The organism is Sphingobium sp. WCS2017Hpa-17, from assembly GCF_031843765.1.
Taxonomy (GTDB): domain Bacteria; phylum Pseudomonadota; class Alphaproteobacteria; order Sphingomonadales; family Sphingomonadaceae; genus Sphingobium.
Window position 1 is genome coordinate 83,203 of record NZ_JAVTIV010000001.1, and the last position, 21,976, is coordinate 105,178.

A 21,976-nucleotide genomic window follows, 5' to 3' on the forward strand; every position below is an offset into this window, starting at 1 on the left:
GGATTGTGGGTGAGAAAGGGAAAAAAATTACATCAGGCTGATCGCGTCGGACGGGCTGTAGCTGCCGAGCGCGGTGATGAGTTTCGAGGATGATCCGTCGGCGGGCGACTGGACGGCAGCAATGGTGGCCCAGGTCGCGACCTTGCTGGTCGTGGCGCCGCTGACCTTCACCTGAAGGGCAGAGGTCGAAACCGTCTCGCCTGCATCATTCTTGCCATCCCAGTAGAAGGTGAGGTCGCCGGCCGGCTGCGCGCCGGTCTCGATCGTCTTGACCACATTGCCGGCCGAATCGACCAGATCGATGGTCGCGCCACTGGTGGCGGCGGACAGGGTGATCTGGCCGGCATAAGTGCCGCTGGCGTCGGGCGCGGCGATATTGCTCTGGACCAGCATCGACTTGCCGATCCAGCTGGCCGCATCGCCCAGCCGCGTGCCGGTCAGTTCGCTCGCCATATTCTTGAGCGTCTGGTTCATTTCCGCGATGCCGGACGAATTGGTGATGGTCGCCATCTGCGACACCATCTGGGCGTTATCGACCGGTTCGAACGGATCCTGATATTGCATCTGCGCGGTCAGCAGCGTCAGGAAGCTGGACTGGTCCATCGTCGCGCTGCCGGTGCCGACATTCTTGGTCGGATTATAGACCGAAAGGCCTGCGCTATCGGTGACCGTGGATGTGGTCGTCATTTGCCGATCCTTATGGTTTCCATCATCAGGGACTTGGCCGTGTTCAAGACCTGGACGTTGTTCTGGTACATGCGAGCCGTCTCGATCATGTCGATCAGCTCGGCATTGCCGTCCACGGCCGCTTCCCACACATCGCCATTGGAATCAGCGAGTGGGTGGTTGGGGTCGTGGCGCTTGGTCGGTTCCGCATTGGTGGTGACGACATTCTTGACCTTCACCGTCGACACGCCGGGCGTGTCGGTGACGCTTTCGAACACCGGCTTGATCGCGCGATAGGCTTCGCCGGCGGTGCCGGTGACGTTGCCGGCATTGGCCATGTTGGACGCGGTGGCGTTCAGGCGCACCAGCTGGGCGCTCATGGCGCGGCCGGCAATGTCGAAGATGTTCATGGGCGTATTGCTGCTCATGCTCATTCTCCCTTCAGGGCGCGGTTGATGGTGTTGATGCGGCCCTCAAGGAAGGAGAGGGTCGTGCGATATTTGACCGCATTTTCGGCAAACAGCGTCTGTTCGGTGCTCAGTTCGACCGTATTGCCGTCCAGGCTGGGTTGCAGCGGCACGCGATAGCCCATCGAGTCGTCGACGGCCCTGGACACGTCGGTTGCGCTGTTCCCGGCCTGCGTCGTGGCTTCCTTCAGCGCGGACTCGAAATCGATGTCGCGCGCCTTGTAACCGGGCGTGGAGGCATTGGCGATGTTGGACGCGAGCAGGGACAGGCGCTGCGAACGAAGCGCCAGCGCCTTTCCGTGTATCCCGAACAGATTGTCATCCACCGACATGGTCAAATTCGCTCTAAAAGTTTTGCGTCCCCCGCCGTTCTGACACCTGATGGCGTCTCCTTCCGGGTGATCCTGTCGGAGATCAGCAAGAGCCGTGCCAATTTGCGTGGGTGACGCATCGGCAGCACGATAATCCCCGGCAAACGGGGCGCTTGCTGGGGGAGGCGGCAAGGGCGGCAATTTTTTGCCGGCCAGCGGCAGGGCGTTGCCGTTGGTCGATAAGGTGATGGGAAACAGGCGTTCATGATCGCGATTATCAGCCATTTGTTCGACCCGCTGACGCTGGCAGCGATGCTGGCCGGGATCGCGGCGGTGGCGCTGTTCCAGAATGGCGTCGGCGCGATGGGGCGTGCCATGGCTGCCCTGCGTCCGCTGCTGACCGCCGATCCCGCGCGCGACCGCGATGCCGCCCGCGCGGCGATGCTCAAGATCGATCAGGTGGCGCAATTGCGCGGTCTGTCCTGCACTGACCGGGTGAAGACCGCCAATCCCTTCCTGACCGAAGCCGCGCGCAAACTTGCCAATAGCGAGCGCACCGACCTGTTCGAACTCTGGGCGGCGCAGGCGCTGGCCGACCGGGCGCAGCGCCATGGCGCCGTGCACAAGGTCTGGCTGTCGATCGCCGACGCTGCCCCGGCGCTCGGCATGGCGGGCACCATCATCGGCCTGGTCGGCATGTTCGCCGCGATGGACGATCCGGCCAAGCTCGGCCCGTCCATGGCGCTGGCGCTGCTCACCACCTTCTATGGCGTCGTCATCGCTAACATTATCGCTGCGCCTGTCGCCGCGCGCCTCGCCGACTTGTCGGAGCGCGAACTGGCCTGGCAGAGTGAAGTGGCGGACCGGATGCTGGGCATAGCCCGGCGCGAAAATGCGCCGCTGCGCCGCGCCACGATCCGCGAAGTCGCATGACCGCGTCTTACTCCACGACATCGGCCTCTGCTGCCCGGCGCAATCGCTGGGCGGTCAGCTTTGCCGATCTGCTCCTCCTCCTGCTTGCCTTCTTCGTACTGTTGCAGGCCAGCGGATCGCGCCGCGACGCCATGCTCTCGCAGGTCAGCCAGCAATTTGGCGGCCGGGCCATGCAGCAAGGCGTGGAATTGCGCGCCGCCGACTTGTTCCTGCCGGGCGAGGCACTGCTCAGCGATGCTGGTCGCGCCCGCTTGTCCGCAGTCGCAAAGCGGTTCGCGCATGAACCGGGTGGGCTGGAAATCCGCAGCGACGGGTCCGACCAGGGGCGGCAACGGTTCGACGACTGGGATCTGGCCGCCGCCCGTCTGGGTGCGGTCGCCCGCGCCTTGCGCATGGATGGCATTGCGCAGGATCGCCTGCGCATTCGGGGTCTTGATCAGGGGGACAGCCAGAGCACGGGGCAAGGCGGGCAGGGGCAGATCATCCGCATCGCGCCCGGCCGTTAATCATATTTGGCACGAAAATTGCTGAAATCCTGACAAGACCGTATTTCCGTCAGGAGACATGCCGTGTTCCGATTTTCGCCCCTCCACCTCGCCGCCGCCGCGCTGATCAGCGTGTCGCCTGCGCTGGCTCAGGCGCAGGGAAGCCAGAAATTCGAGAATCTCGACCGTATCGACAGCCTGGTGGCGATGACCGTCGGCGCCAATCTGGGCGAACCGGGCGGCCCTGCCGCGCCGGTGGATCGCCGGTTGCGCCTAGCCGCCTGCCCGACCACGCCCAGCGTCGAAGGGCCGATCTTCGGCGCCGCGATGGTGAAGTGCGATGCCCTGAACTGGCGCATCCGCGTGCCGCTGGTCGCCGGATCGGCCGCTGCCGCATCCGGCCCGGTGCCGCGCGCGGCCTCCTCCTTCGGCGCTAGCCGCTTCGCCCGCCCGGCACCGGCCGTCGCGAAGGAGGCGGTCGTGCGCAAGGGCGATCCGGTGCAACTGATGGCCGGCAACGCGGCTTTCAGCGTGTCGCGCATGATGGTAGCCGACGAGGACGGCGCCATGGGTGAGACGATTCGCGTGCGTGAAGACAAGAAAAGCGCGCCTATTTTCGCCCAGGTCGTAGAAATGGGCGTTGTGCGCGTTCCGGGATTTAATGATTTTTGAACTTGTCCGTTATAGTCAGTAGGGACGAGTGAAGGATTATCCAATGATCAAGTCAGTGGGCCAGAATATCAGCGCTGCCATCGAGGCTTCCCGCCTGCGGGAAGGTGCCAAGGTGCGCGCGACTGCCACCACCGGATCGACCACGGCCGCTTCCGCCGCCGCGTCGAGCAGCCCTGCCGCGCGCATGGCCGCCGAAGGCGCGCCGGTCGACATGGACCGTATCGCCGCCATCAAATCTGCCATCGCATCGGGCAATTACCCGGTTAACCCGTCCGCCATTGCCGAGCGCATGATCGCACTCGACCTGTCGGCGGCCTGATAAAGGATTAAAGCCATGCCGCTGGGTCTTGCTGCGCTGGATGATCTGTTCGACGCATTCGAGGATCTTCGCGACGTGCTCGACGGCACTGACGCCGCCGCGATCGAAATCGCCAGCAATCGTGTCAGCCGCGCGGCCTCGTCCGTCCGCGCGATCGGCGCCTGGCGTTCTGACCCTGCGGTGGTGGAGCGGCTCAGCAAGATGATGCCGTTGCTCGACAGCGCCCGCGTCCGGGTGAAGCTGCTGGCCGATCATGCGCATCAGCGCCTTGCCATCCTCGCCACCCATGGCGCGCAGACCGCACCGCTGACCTACGGCCGCTAACGGCGTCCGTAAAAAATATTTCGACTTTCGACTAAAGCGGCGCCTTCGGGCGCCGTTTTTCGTTGTGGGAATACGAATCCCTTACCCACGTTAACCAAATCTTGGCACAAACATTGCTCTAATGTCCTCGCTAGCAAGTGAGGATTTTAGTCGTGTCCGCTTTCGCAGACATATCAGCAACCGGGACTTCGACGGGTAATCGCGTGACCAACGCGATTGCGATGGCGAGCCGCCGTACTGGTGTCGACTTCTCCTATTTGCTGGGTCAGGCCAAGATCGAATCGAGCCTGAACCCCACGGCCCGCGCGGCGACGTCGTCTGCCACCGGCCTTTATCAGTTCATCGACCAGAGCTGGCTCGCCGTCATCGACAAACATGGCAGCGAATATGGCCTGGGCTGGGCCGCCAACGCGATCCAGCAGAGCGGCGGCCGCTATTATGTCGCCGACCCGGACATGCGCAAACAGATACTCGACCTGCGCAAGCATCCCGAAACCGCCTCGGTCATGGCGGCGGAACATGCCGCCGACAACAAGGCCTATCTGGAATCGAAGCTGGGCCGCGAGGCCGAGCCGGTCGATCTCTACCTCGCCCATTTCCTTGGTGTCGGCGGGGCGTCCAAATTCCTGTCGGTGCATGATCGTGCGCCCGGCGCCACGGCCGCCTCGCTCTTCCCGTCCGCCGCCCGCGCCAACCGCTCGATCTTCTACGACAAGCAGGGCAATGCCCGCAGCTTCGCCGACATCCGCGATCGTTTCGCGTCCAAGCTGCAAAAGGGCGTCGATAGCATCGGCGGCGACGTCCAATATGCGTCCGCCGGCCTGCCTGCGGGCAGCAAGACGGTCCAGCCCGCCGACTATGTGCGGATCGAAACCCAGCGCCTCAGCGAGCAGCCTGACATCATGGTCAAGCCGCAGCCGCAGACGGCGCGCCTCGCCTATCTCATGCTTGCCACCCTCGGAAGGTAATCGGCCGCAATGTCTCCTGCCCAAGTCAAAGCGAAGATCTGGATGAGCGCCGTGAAGGGAGCCGTGCTCCCCTTTGCGACGCTGATGGTCGTGCTGTTCATGATGGTGCCGGTCCCGGCGGTCATGCTGGACATTGGCTTCATCACCAACATCATGATCTCGCTGGCCGTGCTGATGGTGGCGCTGAACGCCGCCAAGCCGCTCGATTTCTCCAGCTTCCCGACCGTGCTGCTGTTCGCCACGCTGCTGCGCCTGGCGCTCAACGTCGCGTCCACCCGCGTCGTGCTGGTGTCGGGCCATGAAGGATCGGACGCGGCGGGGCAGGTGATCGAGGCGTTCGGCCACTTCCTGATCGGCGGCGACTATGTCGTGGGCATCTTCGTCTTCGCCATCCTGATGATCATCAATCTGGTCGTCATCACCAAAGGTGCGGGCCGCGTGTCCGAAGTGTCGGCCCGCTTCACCCTGGACGCCTTGCCGGGCAAGCAGATGGCGATCGACGCTGATTTGAACGCCGGCCTGATGACGCCCGAAGAAGCCAAGCTCCGCCGCGCCGAAGTCGCGACGGAGGCCGACTTCTACGGTTCGATGGACGGTGCCAGCAAGTTCGTGAAGGGCGACGCGGTCGCGGGCATCCTGATCCTCGTCATCAACATCGTCGGCGGCATCATCCTGGGCGTGGTCAGTCACAAGCTGGCGATCGGCGAAGCGGCGCAGACCTACATCATCCTCGCCATCGGCGACGCGCTGGTCGCGCAGATTCCGGCGCTGCTGCTCTCGATCGCGGCGGCGTCCATCGTCACCCGCGTCAAGAGCGAGCAGGATCTGTCCAGTCAGGTCGCCAACCAGTTCGGCTCGGGCAAGGCCTGGGTACCGGTCGCCGCGATCCTGGGCTTCCTCGGCATCCTGCCGGGCATGCCGCACATCATCATCCTGACCGCTGCGGCCATTGCCGGCGGCATCGCCTGGCAGTTGCGCAAGAACAGCCAGAAAAAGGCCGCCGAACCCGCGCCCGTGGCGCCGCCGCCCAATCCCGCCATCATCGAATGGGACGATGTCTCGGACGGCGCGATCCTCGGCCTCGAAATCGGCTATGGCCTCATCAGCCTGGTGGACGAACGCAAGGGCGCGCCGCTCATGGCTCGCATCACCGGCATCCGTCGCCAGCTGTCGAAGGAACTGGGCTTCGTCGTGCCGATGGTCCGCGTGAAGGACAACCTGGCGCTGGAACCGAACCAGTATCGCATCACCATCGCTGGCGTCGTGGTCGGCGAAGACGAAATCTGGCCCGAAGACCTGCTCGCGCTCGACAGCGGCGCATTGGAAGGCACCGTCGCCGGCCGCGTTGCGAAAGATCCGACCTTCGGCCTCGACGCCGTCTGGATTCCGCAGGGCAAGCGCAGCGAGGCCGTAGTCGCCGGCTATACGGTGGTCGATCCGCCGACGGTCGTGGCGACGCACCTCAACCAGCTGATCGCGATGAATGCGTCGGAAATGTTCGGTCTGGACGAAGCACGCAAGCTGCTCGACAACCTCAAGGACGCCGCGCCGCAACTGGTCGACGGCCTGACCCCCGGCACGCTCAGCCTGACGCAGATCAGTGCGCTCTGCCGTGCGCTCCTGTCCGAAGGCATCGCGCTCAAGGATTTCCGCCGCATCTGCGAAGCCATGGTCGATGCCGCACGCCCGGACATGAGCCACGAGCAGCTGGTCGAAGCCGTGCGTCAGCGGATCGGCGCCCTTATTATCCAGGGCCTCGTGCCCGTGAAGATGCCGCTGCCGGTCATCACGCTCGACGGCGATCTGGAAGGGCTGCTGGCCCAGGCCATGCGTGTTGCAGGCGATGCCAAGCATCCGATCGAACCCGCGCTCGCCAATCGCATCGTCGAAGCGGTGATCCACGCCGCCCGTCCGCTGATGGGTCAGGCGCGCGCCTTCGCCATCGTCACCTCGCCGGTGGCGCGCCGCGCGCTCGCCCGCCTGTTCAAGCCGCATCTGCCTGAAACGCCGGTGCTGTCCTTCCTCGAAATTCCTGACGGCAAGGGTGTCGAAGTGGTGGCCGTGGTGGGTAATGAGCGCCCCGCACCGCGTCACGATCCCTTGCCGCAACGCGAACGGGTCGCCTGAAAGGAGGCTGAGCCATGTATATGAACAAGATAACGGCCGGCGCCCATACTTATGGTAAACCCGGTGAAAACAGTCCGGAACGCCTCGCCCGCCAATATATGCCGCTGGTGCGCAAGATCGCCTGGCATGTCCATGGCCGCGTCTCGACCGCGATCGAGGTGGAGGATTTGCTCCAGATCGGCATGGTCGCGCTGGTCGAGGCCGCCAACAGTTTTGAGGATCGCGGCCTTGGCTTCGCTGCCTATGCCCAGCTGCGCGTGCGCGGCGCGATGATCGACCATTTGCGGCGGCAGGCAACAATTTGCCGGTCGGCAATGACGAAGCGGAAAGAACTTGCCAAGGTGCGCAACCGGCTGGAGCAAAAGCTTGGCCGCCTGCCGACCGAAGCGGAAATGTCCGCCGACATGGGGCTGGAGCCAGCCGCCTATCGCGAAGTCGCCGACAGCGTCGAAATGGTCCAGCATACCAGCATGGACGAAGTCTATTCCGACCAGTCCATGTGGTTCGCCGACGTCGAGGACCGTGCCGACGACATCATGGAGCGGGAATCGCTGAAGAAGGCGCTGGCCGGCTGCATCGGCGAACTGCCCCAGCGCGAAGCGCTGGTGCTGCAACTCTATTTCGTCGAGGAAATGAACCTGGAGGAAATCGGCCAGACGCTCGACATCGGCGCCGCGCGCGTCTGCCAGATCAAGAAGGCTGCGCTCGACAAGCTGCGCGAAAAGCTGCGCGACTGGGACGACTAGTCGATCCGACGCTATGATTCATGAAGAAGGGCGGGGCAGTCTGGCTGCACCCGCCCTTCTTCATGATATCCTATTCGTCGTTTGCCGCCAGCGGTCCCACATCCTTCTTGTCGCCGGTCGGCCAGCGGAAGCGCAACGGCCGATAGCTTTGCGTCCGCCACCACGGATCGGCGACTTGAAACAGGCCACTTTCCTCGGCCCGGCGGCCCAGATCCTTGCGCGCTGTCACCGCCGCCAGGATCGGCGCGGCGAACAGGCCCGCCAGCACCGGCGACATCCAGGCGACACTACCGGCCTTCACTGCCATCACGGTAAAGGCGACGCCCAGCAGCAGATGCCATTTGAACAGCCAGATCGCGCTGGTGATCGCCATGCCGTCACGATCGCGGGTCTGCCCGTTCCAGTTCGCCTTCTTGCCCATCAAGATGCCGAACAGGTTGATCGTCTGGGTCAGCATCGCCACCGGCGCCATCAGGATCGACAGCAGGATATCGGCGATCACTCCGCGCGTCATCCGCGCCGCGCCGCCAAAGCCGATGCGCCGGGCCGGGTCGGCCATCGCCCACAGGATCGCCAATATCTTAGGGCCAAACAGCAGCACCACGGTCAGTGCCAGCAATCCGCCCGACGGCAGCACCGCCGTCGGCGGCCAAAGCCCGCTGATCGCGCCGCCCAGCACCACCAGCATCAGCAACAGCCAGAGCGGCGACGTGCAATAGGCCGATGCGCCGACCAGCAACTGGAACCGGCTGACTGGGTGCAGGCCCTTGATCTTCACCAGCAGCGGCACATGCTGGATATTGCCCTGGCACCAGCGCCGGTCGCGAGTGAACAGGTCCGGCATGGACGGGGGAAATTCCTCGAAACTGTCGTCGGCCGTGACCATATGCACGTCCCAGCCGCGCCGGCGTAGCAAAGCGGCCTCCAGCATATCGTGGCTGAGGATATGCCCGCCAAACGGCGCGCGGCCCGGCAATTCCGGCAGGCCGCAACTTTCGGCAAAGGCGCTCACGCGCACGATGGCGTTATGGCCCCAGAACATGCCCTCTGACCCGGCCCACCAGATCATGCCGGCGGCGGAGGTCGGACCGAACAGGCGGCTGGCAAATTGCTGCCAACGGGCGAAGAGTGTCGCCGCCCCCATCACCGTGGGCACGGTCTGGATCAGGCCGACATGCGGATGCCGTTCCATATCGGCGGCGAGGCGCGCCATGGTCTGACCGCTGACCACGCTGTCCGCGTCCAGCACCACCATATAGTCATAGCCACCGCCGAAGCGCTGCACCCATTCGGCGATATTGCCGGGCTTGCGCCCGATGTTGAGCGCCCGGCGGCGATAATGGACAGGCCGCGAGAAGGAGTCGCGCATTTCCAGATAGGCGCGCCGTTCCGTCTCGCCGCTTTCGACATTGGAATCGGACAGGATGAAGAATTCGAACCGCTCGCCGCCCATCACCTGCGCCAGCGACCGTTCCATGATCGACAGTCGGCCCAGCACACCCAGGAAATCCTCATTGCATACCGGCAGCAGAATCGCGGTCTTGCCCTTCAACGGCGTGGCTGCATTGAGCGGGCGGGGGGTGACGCTGCGGCCCTTGCCGACGGTCAGCAACAGGAAACCGATCATCGCAGTGGCAAAACCGAAGGCGATCCAGGCGAAAAGGGGGATGAACAAGGCAAGATAGATGCCCTCCATCAGGTCGATGCCATCCAGACCGATCGACTGGCGCATCTCATGGCCGGCCATGGCGGCAGGTAGAAGGGCCAGCAATACGACCAGCAAGCGCCGCGCCCATATGTCGATATTGAGCGGGCGGCGCACGGTCAGGTCCGGCTTCGTGCCGAAATCCTGCTCCGGCATTGCCAGTGGACTTTCCGCCGGTACTTGTTCAAAGGCGCGCGCCAATGGCTTGCTCTCCGCATCGTCCTGCGGCGCCTGCACGCCCCCGTTCCCCGTCATCTGCAAGCCCTATCGCGATTGACCCAAGTTAGGGGAACCGCTCAATAGGCCGACGGTTCCCTTCACGCGCCCAGCGGATAATGGACATATTCGCTGAGGGCGCGATCACCCGACCGCAATTGCAGTCGGATGTCCGCTGCTTTACCCTGTGGACGCACGACATCAAGCACTGTGCGGAACAGCCTGTCCTGCCCCAGCACCGGATAGCCCGCCTGCTTGGCGATGGTGCCGCCGCTCACATCGACCCAGATGTCGGGTTTGGGATCGGCGGCCACGCCGACAAAGTCGATCACCAGCTTTTCCGCGCCCTTCTGCTCGCTATGGCCGCGCCAGACATTCTGGACGATAGCCAACCCTGCGGACGCCGGTGCGCGGGCGGCCGACCAGTCCAGATGATAGCTGGCGTCGATCCGCTTGCCCGGCTGCGCTGCGCCCTCCGGCGTCCAGTAGGCGCAGACATTGTCGGTATATTCGCTGTCGGTGGGGAAAGCATAGAGCCGCACCTGCCCCTTGCCCCATGGGCTGTTGGGCGTGGCCCAGAGCGAAGGGCGGCGATCATAGAAGACACCGTCATCCTGATAATGGCTGAAATCGCGGTCGCGCTGCAACAGGCCGAACCCCTTGGGGCTGACCTCGGTAAAGGCACTGAAATGCGGCGCGGACGGATTGACGATCGGCCGAACATGGGCGGTCCCGTCGGCATCGGCGATCGACAGCATGTCATTGTCATGCACGGCCGGGCGCCAGTCCGTGCCCTGCGTCCGGTTCGCCTGATTGTACCAGAACATGCTGGTCATCGGCATCAGGCCCAGTTCCTGAATCGGGCGGCGAGGGAAGAGCGCGGCGGTCACATCCTGCTTCACGCCATCCGGCCCCAGACTGCTGACGAAGCGATAGGCGCCGGTGATCGACGCCCCATCCAGCAGCGCATAGATGGTGACGCTGTTGTTGCCGGTCCGCTCCAGCCAGAAATGGGTGAAGGCGGGAAATTCCTCCTTGCCCGGCAGGCTGGTGTTGATCGCGATACCGCGCGCCGACATGCCGAACTGTTTCTGCGGGCTGGGCGCGCGGAAATAACTGGCGCCCAGAAAGGACAGCCAGTCGCCGTCCCGCTTGGCATTCATAATGCGGAAACCGGCAAAGCCCGCATCCGGCCCCAGCTTCGCCACGGCATTGTCGGCCGGCATGTCGAACATCGTCGGATCGTAGCGCAGCGGCGTGGCGCGCCCTTTCTCGACGGTCGATATCTGCACCGGCTGGGTCGAATATTGCGACAGGGGAAAGAAGCGGATGCCGGTATCGCCCGGCAGGTCGTTCCATAAGGTGCGCTCGTCGCGGAACCGCGCTTCATGCTGCGCTATATAGTCGACCTTCGCCGCACCGGGATGGCGCGGTACTTCCTTATAGGGCGCGCGCGACAGGCGTTGCGCCGACGCGATCAGCTTGTCCCAGGAGAAAGCGGCGCCCTTCGTCTGCGCCAGCAGCGTGTCGGGGAGCAGCAGGACGGCGGCGGAGGCGGCGATCATCGCGCGCCGGTCGATCTGTGTCATGGCGTTCATCATGGACCCGGAAAACGACCGAGCCAACACTTGTATCCATGTCGTAATGAAGAAGCCTCCGCCCGGGGGGACGGAGGCTTCTAAATTCTGGCCGTTCGATCGAAGGTGTGATCCCGGCACGGTGGGGACTGTTGATGTGCCGGGACCACCATGGTCGGCTGGCGGTGACCAATACCTCAGCCGACCAATCTGGTGTCGGGTTTAGCCGATCAGCTTCAGCACGCCCTGCTGGCTCTGGTTGGCCTGGGCCAGCATCGCGGTCGAGGCCTGGCTCAGGATCTGCTGCTTGGCGAGAGCGGTCGTTTCGGCCGAGAAGTCGGCGTCTTCGATGCGGCTGCGGGCGTCCGTCAGGTTGGTGATGTTGTTGGTCAGGTTGCTGACCGTCGATTCGAGGCGGTTCTGCACTGCACCGAGGTTGGCGCGGGTCGTCGCAACCGAAGCCAGGGCGGTGTCGAACGTGTCGAGGTCAGCCGTGGTGGCGGTGGTGGCGTCGATGGCCAGCGCCGCAGTCATGGAGGTCGTCACGTTGTCGAGCGTGATGTCGACGGTGTCCGCAGCGTTGGCACCGGCCTGGATCGTTACGGTGGCGGTCGAACCGTCGAACAGCTTGGTGCCGTTGAATTCGGTGTTGGCCAGCGTGTCGGTGATCTGGGTCTGGAGCTGGGCGACTTCCGCCTGGATGTTCGTCTTGGCGTCGGTGTCGTTGGTGCCGTTCAGCGCCTGGACGGTCAGTTCACGCATACGCTGCAGCATGTTGCTGACTTCGTTCAGCGCGCCTTCCGCCGTCTGCGCCAGGCTGATGCCGTCATTGGCGTTGCGGACGCCTTGGGTCATGCCGCGGATCTGGGCGGTCATGGCCGACGAAATGGCGAGGCCGGCGGCGTCGTCCTTGGCGCTGTTGATGCGCTTGCCGGTCGACAGGCGTTCCATTGCAGTGCCCAGAGCCTTGCTGGCCGACGAAGAAGCGTTGGCCGAGCGCAGAGCAGCGGTGTTGGTTGCGATAACAGTCATGGTGTTCCCTTTCCATTCATCAATCAGGTCGCTGCCATCAGTTAGAGCGCTTGCGGCCTCGAAAGGGGATAACGGCGGGGTGCGGGAAGCTTTTAGCACCGGAGTCGATTTTTTTCGGATCGGGGCGAATCATATGCCTGAAAAATGGCCCTTACGCGGGCGCGTCGTGCGCGCGACACGCGCGGATTAGACTTAGGTCGGAATTATTGCCGCTTTTGCCGGAAAAAACCTGCCGGTCTGCGGCAAGCGGCCTTGCCGCGTTAACTATCTGATAACCACAGAACGGGTATTTATTAACCATCGAAGGGGGCTGGGGCGTGCGGGGGCACAAACCGCCCAAAACATGGGGTCTGTTCATGTCTATGCTTGACGTGAGCCGTGGGGTCTGCGCGCTTCTTCCGGGCTTGCAGCACTGGCTTGAGAATGCCTACTACACCGTTCGTATCGTCGACGCCGCCAGCCCCCGTGAACGGGACGACCGGCGCATATTGCTGGCCACCGAAATCGGTCATGCCACGCATCGCGATATCCTTATCAACGTCGTCGATGGCGCGCCGTCGCTGGTTGCCGCCGCCAACGGCCTTCCGGCCCGCGTCGCGTTCGGCATCTGCGACATGGGCTTCGCCTTTGCCCTGATCGCTGAACTCGTTCGCCCGGCATCGGTTCCGGCGGTCGGCGACAGCGGCAGCGCGCGTCTGATGACGCTGGCCGGCCGTGTCGCCCGCAGCGACGCGACCGTCCTCATTCAGGGCGACACCGGCACCGGCAAGGAAGGCATGGCGCGCTTCCTCCATGCCCAGTCCGGTCGGATCGCCCACGACTTCATCGCCGTCAACTGCGCCGCGCTGCCCGAAACCATGATGGAAGCGATGCTGTTCGGTCATAAGAAGGGCAGCTTCACCGGCGCGTCCAACGCGTCGGAGGGCCTGTTTCTGGCCGCGGATGGCGGTACGCTCTTCCTCGACGAAATCGCCGAACTGCCGCTGACGCTTCAGTCCAAGCTGCTGCGCGCGTTGCAGGAAGGCGAAGTGCTGCCGGTCGGTGCCACCCATCCGGTGCCGGTCAATGTCCGCATCATCGCGGCCTGCAACCGCGACCTCGCCGCCGAAGTCGCCGCCGGCCGCTTCCGCGAAGATCTCTACTGGCGCCTCAACGTCATGCCGCTGGAACTGCGTCCGCTGGCAGAGCGTCCCGGTGACGTCGCCGCGATCGCCGCTGCCATGCTCCTGCGTCAGCAGGACATGGGCAAGGCCGGCTTCGTCTGGCCGACCGCCGATGCCATGGACAAGCTGAGCGCCCACAACTGGCGCGGCAACGCCCGCGAACTGGGCAATGTGCTTCAGCGTGCGCTGGTTCTGCGCGATGGCGCGATGATCGAGGCGGACGACCTGCACCTGACCGGTGCGCCGCAGCCGCTGCGCGTCGTCGCGCCGGCCGCCGCCGTGCCGGTCCTCGCAACAGCCGAACCGATCCGCCTGCGCGACGTTGCCCATCACAGCAAACTCGAAGCCATCCGCATCGCCCTGCGCGAAACCGATGGCCATCGCGCTGCCGCCGCCCGCAAGCTGGGCATTTCCGAACGCACGCTTCGCTATCGGCTTGCCGAAATGCGTGAGCTGGCCGCAGCATAAGGGAGGGTTGAACCATGGCTATCAACGGCGTTTCCCCGACCGACAGCGTGATGGCGATCCGCAACGCCATCCTGCAAAAAAATGCGGCCCTGCGCGACGTCGCCTCGACCGGTACGGTCGGCGCGCCCGGCGTCGGTGGCACGCAGGGCACCGCGCCCGGCGGCTTTACCGAGGCGCTCAACAGCGCTCTGCAACAGGTCAACGGCCTGCAAAATCAGGCGGGCGAGGCTGCGGCTTCGTTCGAGCGTGGCGAAACCACCGACATCGCCGCCGTCATGCTGGCCAAGCAGCAGGCGTCGGTCAGCTTCGAAGCGACCCTTCAGGTCCGCAACAAACTCCTGTCCGCCTATAAGGACATTATGAGCATGCCGGTTTAAACCATGAGCGAGAACGCACTCAGCACCACTGTCGGCGGCGCGGCCCCCGCTCTCCCGGCTTCCTCGGCTTCCTTCACCGGCAGTAACGGCGCCAAGGGCATGGATGCCCTCAAGGCCCGCTTCACCGGCTTCATCAAACAACCCGCCGTGGCGAAGAGCCTGCCGCTGCTCGGCCTGCTCGGCACCGTCGCGGTGGCCGGTGCGGCATGGCTTGCGCTGCGCGAACCGCCCCAGCGCGACCTGTTCCGCGCCCTGCCCGACACGGATAAATCCGCCGTCGCGCAGGTGCTGGACCAGAATGGCATCAAATATGGCTTCGACAATAGCGGCGGCATGACCGTCGGCGAAGGCGACTATTTCAAGGCGAAGATGATGCTCGCCGCCCAGGGCCTGCCCAAGAGCGCGCCGGACGGCAACACGATGATCGACAGCTTGCCGATGGGCGCTTCGCGCGCCGTCGAAGGCGAAAAGCTGCGCTCGGCCCGCGAAATGGATCTGGCCCGCACGATCGAGGCGATCGACAGCGTCGAAACCGCCAAGGTGCATCTCGCCGTCGAACCGCCCAGCGTCTTCCTGCGCGAACGGTCCAAGCCCTCGGCATCGGTCATGCTGCGTCTCGCCAACGGCCGCACGCTCACCGACCAGCAGGTCAGCGCCATCGTCCATCTCGTCGCCTCGTCGATCCCGGAACTCAACCCGGACGATATCTCGGTGGTCGACCAGAATGGCCGTCTGCTCAGCGACAATGACAGCAACGCCGCCGACGATCGCCAGTTGGCGGTGCAGGGCAAGATCGAGGATCGCTATCGCCAGTCGGTGATCGCGCTGCTGACCCCGATCCTGGGTCAGGGCAATTTCTCGACCGAGGTCCATGCCGAACTGAACTTCGCCGAGCGTCAGGGCACCCGCGAAACCTATCCGCAGGATGAAGCGCGCCTGCGCACCGAACAGGGCACCTGGGCCTCCGACCCGCGCGGTCAGGGCACGGGCGAAGCCTCCGGCATCCCCGGCGCGCTCAGCAATCAGGCGCCGGTCAACCCCACCGTCACCCAGACCAATCCCAATGGTCAGGCCGTGGCGCAGGGCCAGACCGCGAATGGCGCGCAGCCCGGCCAGCCCGGCACGCCGCCCAATCCGCTGATGAAGACCGAGGAAACCTTCAACCGCAGCTTCGAGCTGGGCCGTGAAGTGTCGGTCACCCGCGATGCCATCGGCACCGTCAAGCGTCTGTCGGTCGCCGTCGCGCTCGACAATGCACCCGATGGCAAGGCCCGCACGCCGCAGGAAATCGCCGCGCTTGAAGCACTGGTGAAGGGCGCGGTCGGCTTCGACCAGACCCGTGGCGACGTGGTGGCCCTGTCCTCGCGCAGCTTCCTGAAGACGGAAGAAGCCGCTGCTCCCTGGTACGAAGCCGACTGGGTTTCGCCGCTGGTGCGCAATGTCTCGGCCCTGCTGGTCGCGCTGCTGGTCATCTTCGGCATCGGCCGCCCGCTGCTCAAGCGCCGCGCCGCGCCGCAGGAGGCTCTCGCCGCCCCGACGCCCGAGGAAGGCCAGCGGATCGGCCGCGAGATTTCGAGCGAAATCACCAAGCAGGCCGCCGTCCTTACGACCGAAAACGGTGAACCGAAGGTCACGCTCGACATGATCTCCTCGACCTACGACTATGCCCAGCGCGCCGACCTCATCCGCAATTTCGTGAAGCAGGACCCCGATCGCGCCGCTCTGGTGGTCCGCGATCTGCTGAAGGACGCCAAGAAGGAAAAGGAAAATGCCTGAGATCGTCCCCGGCCGTCCCGAGGCGCTGAAAGGCAGCGCTGCCGCCGCCGTCCTGCTGATGCTGTTCGATGAAGACGAAGCCGCCCAGATCCTGTCCCGTCTGGAACCCGACGAAGTGCGTCAGCTTGGCTATGCCATGTATGACGTGCAGGATGTCGACCCGGAGGAAGTGAACGAGGCGCTCGATCATTTCGTCACCAAGGCCAAGAAGCGCACCACCATCGGTTATGGCGCCACCCGCCATATCCGTGGCGCGATGACCAAGGCTTTGGGCGAGGAACGCGCGGAAACCATCTTGGCGCGCATCACCCCGCCGACCCGCTCCACCCAGCTGGAAATGCTGAAATGGATGGATGCCAAGGAAATCGGTACCCTGATCGAGGCGGAGCATCCGCAGATCATGGCGATCGTGCTGGCTCATCTGGAGGCGCCCGTCGCCGCCGACGTGCTGCAACTGCTGCCGGTCGAATATCAGGAAGAGATCGTCTACCGCATCGCCACGCTCGGCCCGGTGTCGAACGAGGCGCTGGAGGATCTGGAGCAGTTGCTGCTGCGCGGCCCGGTGAACAAGCAGGGCGCGGCGTCGCAGCGCGGCGGCACGGTCGAAGCGGCCGCGATGATGAACAATGTCCGCAAGGACAATGAACAGCGGATCATGAAGGCGCTGTCCAAGCGCGACAAGATGATCGCCCAGACGATCGAGGAGGAGATGTTCGTCTTCGACAACCTCATCGACATGGACGACAAGAATCTGGGCACGCTGATGCGCACCGTCGACAGCCAGGTGCTGGTCGTGGCGCTCAAGGGCGCGAACGACATGCTCAAGGCGAAGATCTTCAGCTGCATGTCGGCCCGTGCCGCGCAGGCGATCGCCGACGAGATCGAGGAACGCGGTCCGATCCGCCTTGCCGAAGTGATCGATGCGCAGAAGCTGATCATCGCCACCGCGCGCCGCATGGCCGACGCCGGCACCATCATGCTGGGTGGCAAGGGGAACGACTTTGTCTAAAATTTGGGGGGCAGAGGCTATTTCGGACGTCGCACCGGTTGCGGTTGCAGGCTTCCGTCCGGTCAGCGGCGGCTTTCGCACACTCTACGCTTCGCCCGAAACCCCGATCGCGGCGACGATGCGCAATGGCGTGATCGAACCCGAACCGGAAATCGACCTGCTGGAAGAAGCCCGGATGGAGGCTTTTACCCAGGGTTTCGACGAAGGTTGCCGCGTCACCGCCGAAGCCCATGGCGAAGAGGCGGACGCCCGCGCCCGCCTGACCGAAGCGCTGGAGATGCTCGCGCCTGCGCCCAGCGGCATGCTCTCCACCATGCTTTCGGCCACCGTCGTTCGCCTCGTCGAACAGATTGTGGGCGAAGTCGAAATCGACATCGAACGCCTTGTCCAGCGTTGCGACACGGTCGCCGCCTTCATCGAGAATGAAGAGGGCAAGAACGCGCTTCACCTTCATCCCGACGACATCAGCCTGCTGGAAGGCGAAGCGATCGGCGTCAAGCTGGTGGGTGACAGGAGCATGCACCGTGGGTGCGTACGCCTCGAAACCAGCGAAGGCTGGGTCGAGGATGGCCCGGACGTTCGCCTGTCGCGCCTGCGCGCACTGATGGACGATATGGAGGGCAAGGCGTGATTCGTGCCCAGATCGCCCAGGCCGAAACCCTGTTCGACCATTTGCAGGTCCAGAACCGCGCGCCGCGCCATGTCGGCCGTCTGGTCAGCCATGATGCCGGCATGCTGGAAGTCACCGGTTTCCGTCGTCCGATCGGATCGGGCGCGCGCGTGCTGGCCAGCGACGGCTCGGTTTGCCGCGCCGAAGTCGTCGGCTTTCGCGGCGACCGCGCCCTGCTGGTGCCGCTCGATGCCGACGCGCCGCTGGAAAACGGCATCCGCGTCGAACCGGACAGTCAGGCGAACATGGTGCAGGTGGGCGATGGCCTGATCGGCCGCGTCATTGACGCCATGGGCCAGCCGCTCGATCGCAAGGGGCCGATCATCGCGGGCGGCACATGGCCATTGAATGGCGTGAAGGGCAATGTCCTCGATCGCGGCCGCGTCACCGAAGCCTTCGACCTGGGCGTCCGCGCCGTCAACGCGCTGCTCACCGCCGGGCGCGGTCAGCGTATCGCCATCATCGCCGGCTCGGGTGTCGGCAAATCGGTGCTGATGGGCCAGATGATCGCCGGTGCCGAAGCTGATGTCGTCGTCGTCGGCCTGATCGGCGAACGTGGCCGCGAAGTCAGCGACTTTCTCGAAACCAAGCTCAAGCACACGATGGGCAAGAGCGTCGTCGTGGCCGTGCCCGCCGATCATCCGCCGGTGCTGCGCCTGCGCGCTGCCGCCCGCGCCACCGCCATCGCCGAATATTTCCGCGCCCGCGGCAAGAAGGTGCTGCTGCTGATCGACAGCCTCACGCGCTGCGCCCATGCCCAGCGCGAAATCGGTCTGGCCCTGGGCGAACCGCCGGCGATGAAGGGCTATCCGCCCTCGGCGCTCGCCCTCATCCCCCGTCTGGTGGAGCGCGCCGGTGTCGACGCGCGCACTGGCGGCTCGATCACCGCGCTCTACACCGTGCTGGCCGATGGCGACGATACCGACGATCCGATCGTCGACGCCGCCCGCGCCATCGTGGACGGCCATTTCGTCCTGTCGCGTCAGTTGTCCGAACAGGCGATCTTCCCCGCCATCGACATCGGCAAGTCGCTCTCTCGCGTCATGGCCGACGTCGTGCCGGACGAGCATCGCATGGCCGCCGCCGTCTATCGCCGCCTCTGGGCCGCCTATGAGGAAAATCGCGATCTCATCCTGATGGGCGCCTATCGTCCCGGCAACGATCCCGTCATCGACGAAGCCGTCCGCCGCCGTCAGGAAATTCTCGACTTCATTCGTCAGGATCAGAAAAGCCGCATCGACCTCGATACCAGCGCCAACGCCCTCATCGCCGGGTTCGGCGCGTGAAGGGGCTGGTCGGCCGTCGCCAGCGCGTGCTGCGCGTCCGCCATGTACAGCATGCCATGGCCGTGGCCGAAACCGCCCGCGCGCGCGACGAGGCCAATGCGCTCGCCCATAATATCGAACGCCTCAACAAGGTGCGCAGCGAATTGTTCGAAACAGAAGGGATGGCCAGCGGCGCCTCTTTCGCCGCGATGCAGGAACTGGCGACCCGTCTCGAACAGGCCGGCCGCCAGCTTGACGGCGCCCTTTATGACGCAAAGCGCAATGTCGAGGCGAAAGAAGGCATGACTCTTGCAGCGAACCGCGAGAAGGAAATCGCCACTCGCCTCAAGGACCGCGCCCGCGCGAACCTGGAGGAGTGGCGAGAGAATAAGCTTGCGGCGTTGCCGCGCTATCGCCGCATGCAGCGGACCGGGGACGTTTGACGATGACTATGCTGACCAGCCTCAAGGCTTTGCTGTTCCCCACGCCCGCACGGACGGGCGTGAAGGGGGATGCCATGCCGACTGAAGGCAGCGCCGGCTTCGCGCAACTGTTGAACAGCATGGGCACGACACCCACTCCCGTCGCTCAGCCGACAGAGCCTGCGCCCGCCACTGGGAATGGTGCAGACGTTTCAGATGATATTGTTGAATATCATAATGTTAGAGAAAATTCATGGCGTCAGACCTTCGTCGGGACGCCCTCTGCGACCGTTTCCGCAGGCCCGGCATCGGATGTTGAAAAACCGCAATTAGCTGTCCAACTCGCTGTCGCACATCCCGATTCCGAAACAACCCCGGCCGTCGCCATATCCGCTTCGGCACCGACTGAGGCAGCGGCCGCCCCTGTTACTGCAAAGGATGTCGTCGCGCCGCGCGATCCCACCCCGGCCAACGACATTCCGGCTGACCGGGCGCCTGCTGCTGTTGCTGCTGACACAGGGGTGGAGGCAGCCATTCCCCTGCCGGATCAGCCGGAAGGGGAGATGGCTACCCCGTTGCCGACTGCGCCCATGTCGGTCCCAGATGTACCGACCGCCCCCGCTGCCGTCGAGCAGCAATCAGCGCTGGCGCCGGTCAAGGTCCATCCTGTCCGGCTGCACGAAGCTGCGCCGCTGGACACCGTCACCCAATCGCTGCCAGCAGCAACGCCGGACGACGCGCCGGAAGCCGCCAAACCCTCCAGCGATGACGCTGAGTTCGCTGTGCGGGACGATAATCAGCCGCTGGTGCAGCCGACCATCACCGTCATGGCGCCACCAACGCCGGTCGCCGCGCCCGCAACTCTGCCGACCGCAACCGCCGATGGTGCTGCCACGCGGGTGGAAGTCGCTGGCCCGTCCGCCGCATCGCGCCCGGCTGCTGCCCCGACCCCCAAGGCGCAGCCTGCCGCCGACACGCCGGTCGACAGCGTCAATGTCGCAACCCGTTCTACGCCGGAGACGCCCGCATCGCCGGCTCCCGCCATGCCGACGCGATCGCTGGTCGCGTCAGGCGCAATATCGTCGCCTGCCGAGGCTGAACCACTGTCACCCGGTGTGGCAGCACCGGAGGCGAGCGCCATGGTGCCGCTGTCGGTTGAACCGGCTTCGGTATCCACTGACATGCTCGTGAAACAGCCCGCCATTGGTAAGGCCCTGCCCGACACCGCTCAGGCCGGGACGGCGATTTCCATGCCGGCTGCAACCCCAGCACCCGCCACGGCTGCAACCCCAGCACCCGCCACGGCTGCTGCTGCGGTACCCTCCGTCGCGGTCGCGACTGCTCCGCTACCGGAGACTGTCACGACCACCGCAGACGTACCCGTCGCGCCCGCCGCATCGGAACCAGTGGAAGTCCTGGACCCGGCAGCCCCTGATCTGGCACAAGCCGCGTCCCCGACCGCTCCTGCCAAGCCGCGCGCAGAAGCCGTGTCCCTGCTTCAACTGGTCCGCGACCATATGAGCCTGCGCGCGCCGCGCCGGACCGAAACGGCGGCGCCCATAAGCGATGCTACCCCCGATGCCGTGCCGTTAATCCTGCCCACGGCCGTGAATGACAGCACCACGCCGCTGACGCCGCTGGTCCAGCCAACCGCGCAGCCGCTTGCGCCCGCCGCACCCGCCATGCCGACCGTCGACCTGTCCGCCAGCCTTGGCGCGCAGGTGGTCGACATGGGCGTGTCAGGCCAGTGGATAGACGGGCTGGCGCGAGACATCGCCGGCCTTTCGGCAAACGGAGCGCAGGGTCGGTTCCAGATCAATGCGACCGAGCTTGGATCCATTCAGGTCGATATCCGTCAGGGCGACGATGGTGCTGCCATCAGCCTGACCGTAGCGACCGAAGCGGCCGAACAGGCATTGCGGCAGGACAGCGACCGGCTGAAGCTGGATGCCAGCCTGTCTGCCGTGCGCATCAGCGATGTGAAGATCGAGCGCGCGCCCCAGCCTGCCGAAACCGCGCGTGCTGACAGCACAGCCAGCCAGAGCACAGCGCAACAACAGTCCGGTAGCAGCAGCCAGAATCCGGGTCAGGCAGCCGGTCAGAATATGGGCCAGTCGTCGGCCCAGTCGCACATGCAGGGCCGCGGCCAGCAACGTGAAAATATCGCCTTCGGACATAAAGCGGGGAATGACGGAGCCGTTCTTAACCATATGGACGCCGGCGACACCGCAGGCGGGGCCGCGCGCGCGCGCTATGCGTGACCGGCTCTAATCCCAGG

Annotated in this window: 22 protein-coding genes; 16 read left to right on the forward strand and 6 right to left on the reverse strand. The window is 64.8% G+C overall.

The features are described from left to right. Window positions 1-27 precede the first annotated feature (27 nt). Genes RQH62_RS00325 through flgB form a run of 3 tightly spaced genes read right to left on the reverse strand, consistent with a single transcriptional unit; the run spans window position 28 to window position 1,465 of the window. On the reverse strand, window positions 28-687 hold the full coding sequence (locus RQH62_RS00325) for a flagellar hook capping FlgD N-terminal domain-containing protein (RefSeq protein WP_311266760.1): 660 nt from the start codon (window positions 685-687) through the stop codon (window positions 28-30). Beyond that, window positions 684-1,094 (reverse strand): flagellar basal body rod protein FlgC, encoded by a 411-nt coding sequence (flgC, locus tag RQH62_RS00330; protein WP_311266761.1) that lies wholly within the window; start codon window positions 1,092-1,094, stop codon window positions 684-686. The genes RQH62_RS00325 and flgC overlap by 4 nt, the downstream gene beginning before the upstream one ends. Window positions 1,095-1,096: 2 nt before the next feature. After that, a complete protein-coding gene (gene flgB, locus RQH62_RS00335; protein ID WP_311267487.1) occupies window positions 1,097-1,465 on the reverse strand; it encodes a flagellar basal body rod protein FlgB in 369 nt (122 codons plus the stop codon). A 243-nt stretch (window positions 1,466-1,708) separates the two neighbouring features. Here flgB and RQH62_RS00340 point away from each other — a divergent pair, with 243 nt between their 5' ends. The 8 genes from RQH62_RS00340 to RQH62_RS00375 all read left to right on the forward strand — a co-directional run bounded on the left by RQH62_RS00340 (window position 1,709) and on the right by RQH62_RS00375 (window position 8,018). Continuing rightward, window positions 1,709-2,377, forward strand: coding sequence for a MotA/TolQ/ExbB proton channel family protein (locus RQH62_RS00340; RefSeq protein ID WP_311266762.1), 669 nt, complete (start codon window positions 1,709-1,711; stop codon window positions 2,375-2,377). Beyond that, window positions 2,374-2,883 (forward strand): flagellar motor protein MotB, encoded by a 510-nt coding sequence (locus tag RQH62_RS00345; RefSeq protein ID WP_311266763.1) that lies wholly within the window; start codon window positions 2,374-2,376, stop codon window positions 2,881-2,883. The genes RQH62_RS00340 and RQH62_RS00345 overlap by 4 nt, the downstream gene beginning before the upstream one ends. Before the next feature lie 63 nt (window positions 2,884-2,946). Beyond that, entirely contained in the window at window positions 2,947-3,534 is a 588-nt protein-coding gene (locus RQH62_RS00350) for a flagella basal body P-ring formation protein FlgA (protein ID WP_311266764.1), read from the forward strand. A gap of 43 nt (window positions 3,535-3,577) precedes the next feature. Next, on the forward strand, window positions 3,578-3,853 hold the full coding sequence (gene flgM / locus RQH62_RS00355; protein ID WP_311266765.1) for a flagellar biosynthesis anti-sigma factor FlgM: 276 nt from the start codon (window positions 3,578-3,580) through the stop codon (window positions 3,851-3,853). Between the two features lie 15 nt (window positions 3,854-3,868). Then, window positions 3,869-4,177, forward strand: a complete 309-nt coding sequence (locus tag RQH62_RS00360; RefSeq protein ID WP_311266766.1) for a hypothetical protein — start codon at window positions 3,869-3,871, stop codon at window positions 4,175-4,177. Between the two features lie 152 nt (window positions 4,178-4,329). Then, window positions 4,330-5,145 (forward strand): lytic transglycosylase domain-containing protein, encoded by an 816-nt coding sequence (locus RQH62_RS00365; protein ID WP_311266767.1) that lies wholly within the window; start codon window positions 4,330-4,332, stop codon window positions 5,143-5,145. A gap of 9 nt (window positions 5,146-5,154) precedes the next feature. Further along, window positions 5,155-7,272 carry a flagellar biosynthesis protein FlhA gene (gene flhA, locus RQH62_RS00370; RefSeq protein WP_311266768.1) on the forward strand — a complete coding sequence of 706 codons (2,118 nt, stop codon included), beginning with the start codon at window positions 5,155-5,157 and terminating at the stop codon, window positions 7,270-7,272. 14 nt (window positions 7,273-7,286) lie between these two features. Continuing rightward, on the forward strand, window positions 7,287-8,018 hold the full coding sequence (locus RQH62_RS00375; protein WP_311266769.1) for a FliA/WhiG family RNA polymerase sigma factor: 732 nt from the start codon (window positions 7,287-7,289) through the stop codon (window positions 8,016-8,018). Window positions 8,019-8,088: 70 nt separating this feature from the next. Here the strand turns inward: RQH62_RS00375 and mdoH are convergent, their stop codons facing one another. The 3 genes from mdoH to RQH62_RS00390 all read right to left on the reverse strand — a co-directional run bounded on the left by mdoH (window position 8,089) and on the right by RQH62_RS00390 (window position 12,548). Continuing rightward, window positions 8,089-9,978: a glucans biosynthesis glucosyltransferase MdoH gene (mdoH, locus tag RQH62_RS00380; RefSeq protein WP_311266770.1), complete on the reverse strand. Its 1,890-nt coding sequence runs from the start codon at window positions 9,976-9,978 to the stop codon at window positions 8,089-8,091. Window positions 9,979-10,040: 62 nt separating this feature from the next. Then, complete coding sequence (locus RQH62_RS00385) at window positions 10,041-11,528, reverse strand: glucan biosynthesis protein (protein WP_311267488.1); 1,488 nt, start codon at window positions 11,526-11,528, stop codon at window positions 10,041-10,043. A 210-nt stretch (window positions 11,529-11,738) separates the two neighbouring features. Next, complete coding sequence (locus RQH62_RS00390) at window positions 11,739-12,548, reverse strand: flagellin (protein ID WP_311266771.1); 810 nt, start codon at window positions 12,546-12,548, stop codon at window positions 11,739-11,741. 356 nt (window positions 12,549-12,904) lie between these two features. On the opposite strand from RQH62_RS00390, the gene RQH62_RS00395 reads away from it, so the two are divergent. Genes RQH62_RS00395 through RQH62_RS00430 form a run of 8 tightly spaced genes read left to right on the forward strand, consistent with a single transcriptional unit; the run spans window position 12,905 to window position 21,959 of the window. Beyond that, window positions 12,905-14,179 carry a sigma-54 dependent transcriptional regulator gene (locus RQH62_RS00395; RefSeq protein WP_311266772.1) on the forward strand — a complete coding sequence of 425 codons (1,275 nt, stop codon included), beginning with the start codon at window positions 12,905-12,907 and terminating at the stop codon, window positions 14,177-14,179. Between the two features lie 20 nt (window positions 14,180-14,199). Beyond that, window positions 14,200-14,556, forward strand: a complete 357-nt coding sequence (gene fliE, locus RQH62_RS00400) for a flagellar hook-basal body complex protein FliE (RefSeq protein ID WP_311267489.1) — start codon at window positions 14,200-14,202, stop codon at window positions 14,554-14,556. 3 nt (window positions 14,557-14,559) lie between these two features. After that, window positions 14,560-16,332, forward strand: coding sequence for a flagellar basal-body MS-ring/collar protein FliF (fliF, locus tag RQH62_RS00405; RefSeq protein WP_311266773.1), 1,773 nt, complete (start codon window positions 14,560-14,562; stop codon window positions 16,330-16,332). Further along, window positions 16,325-17,341, forward strand: coding sequence for a flagellar motor switch protein FliG (gene fliG / locus RQH62_RS00410; RefSeq protein WP_311266774.1), 1,017 nt, complete (start codon window positions 16,325-16,327; stop codon window positions 17,339-17,341). The genes fliF and fliG overlap by 8 nt, the downstream gene beginning before the upstream one ends. Next, window positions 17,334-17,972, forward strand: coding sequence for a FliH/SctL family protein (locus RQH62_RS00415; protein ID WP_311266775.1), 639 nt, complete (start codon window positions 17,334-17,336; stop codon window positions 17,970-17,972). Before fliG ends, RQH62_RS00415 begins: the two co-directional genes overlap by 8 nt. Further along, window positions 17,969-19,297 carry a FliI/YscN family ATPase gene (locus RQH62_RS00420; protein WP_311266776.1) on the forward strand — a complete coding sequence of 443 codons (1,329 nt, stop codon included), beginning with the start codon at window positions 17,969-17,971 and terminating at the stop codon, window positions 19,295-19,297. The genes RQH62_RS00415 and RQH62_RS00420 overlap by 4 nt, the downstream gene beginning before the upstream one ends. Then, window positions 19,294-19,719, forward strand: a complete 426-nt coding sequence (locus RQH62_RS00425; RefSeq protein WP_311266777.1) for a hypothetical protein — start codon at window positions 19,294-19,296, stop codon at window positions 19,717-19,719. Before RQH62_RS00420 ends, RQH62_RS00425 begins: the two co-directional genes overlap by 4 nt. A 2-nt stretch (window positions 19,720-19,721) precedes the next feature. After that, entirely contained in the window at window positions 19,722-21,959 is a 2,238-nt protein-coding gene (locus tag RQH62_RS00430) for a flagellar hook-length control protein FliK (protein WP_311266778.1), read from the forward strand. The last annotated feature ends 17 nt before the right edge of the window (window positions 21,960-21,976 follow it).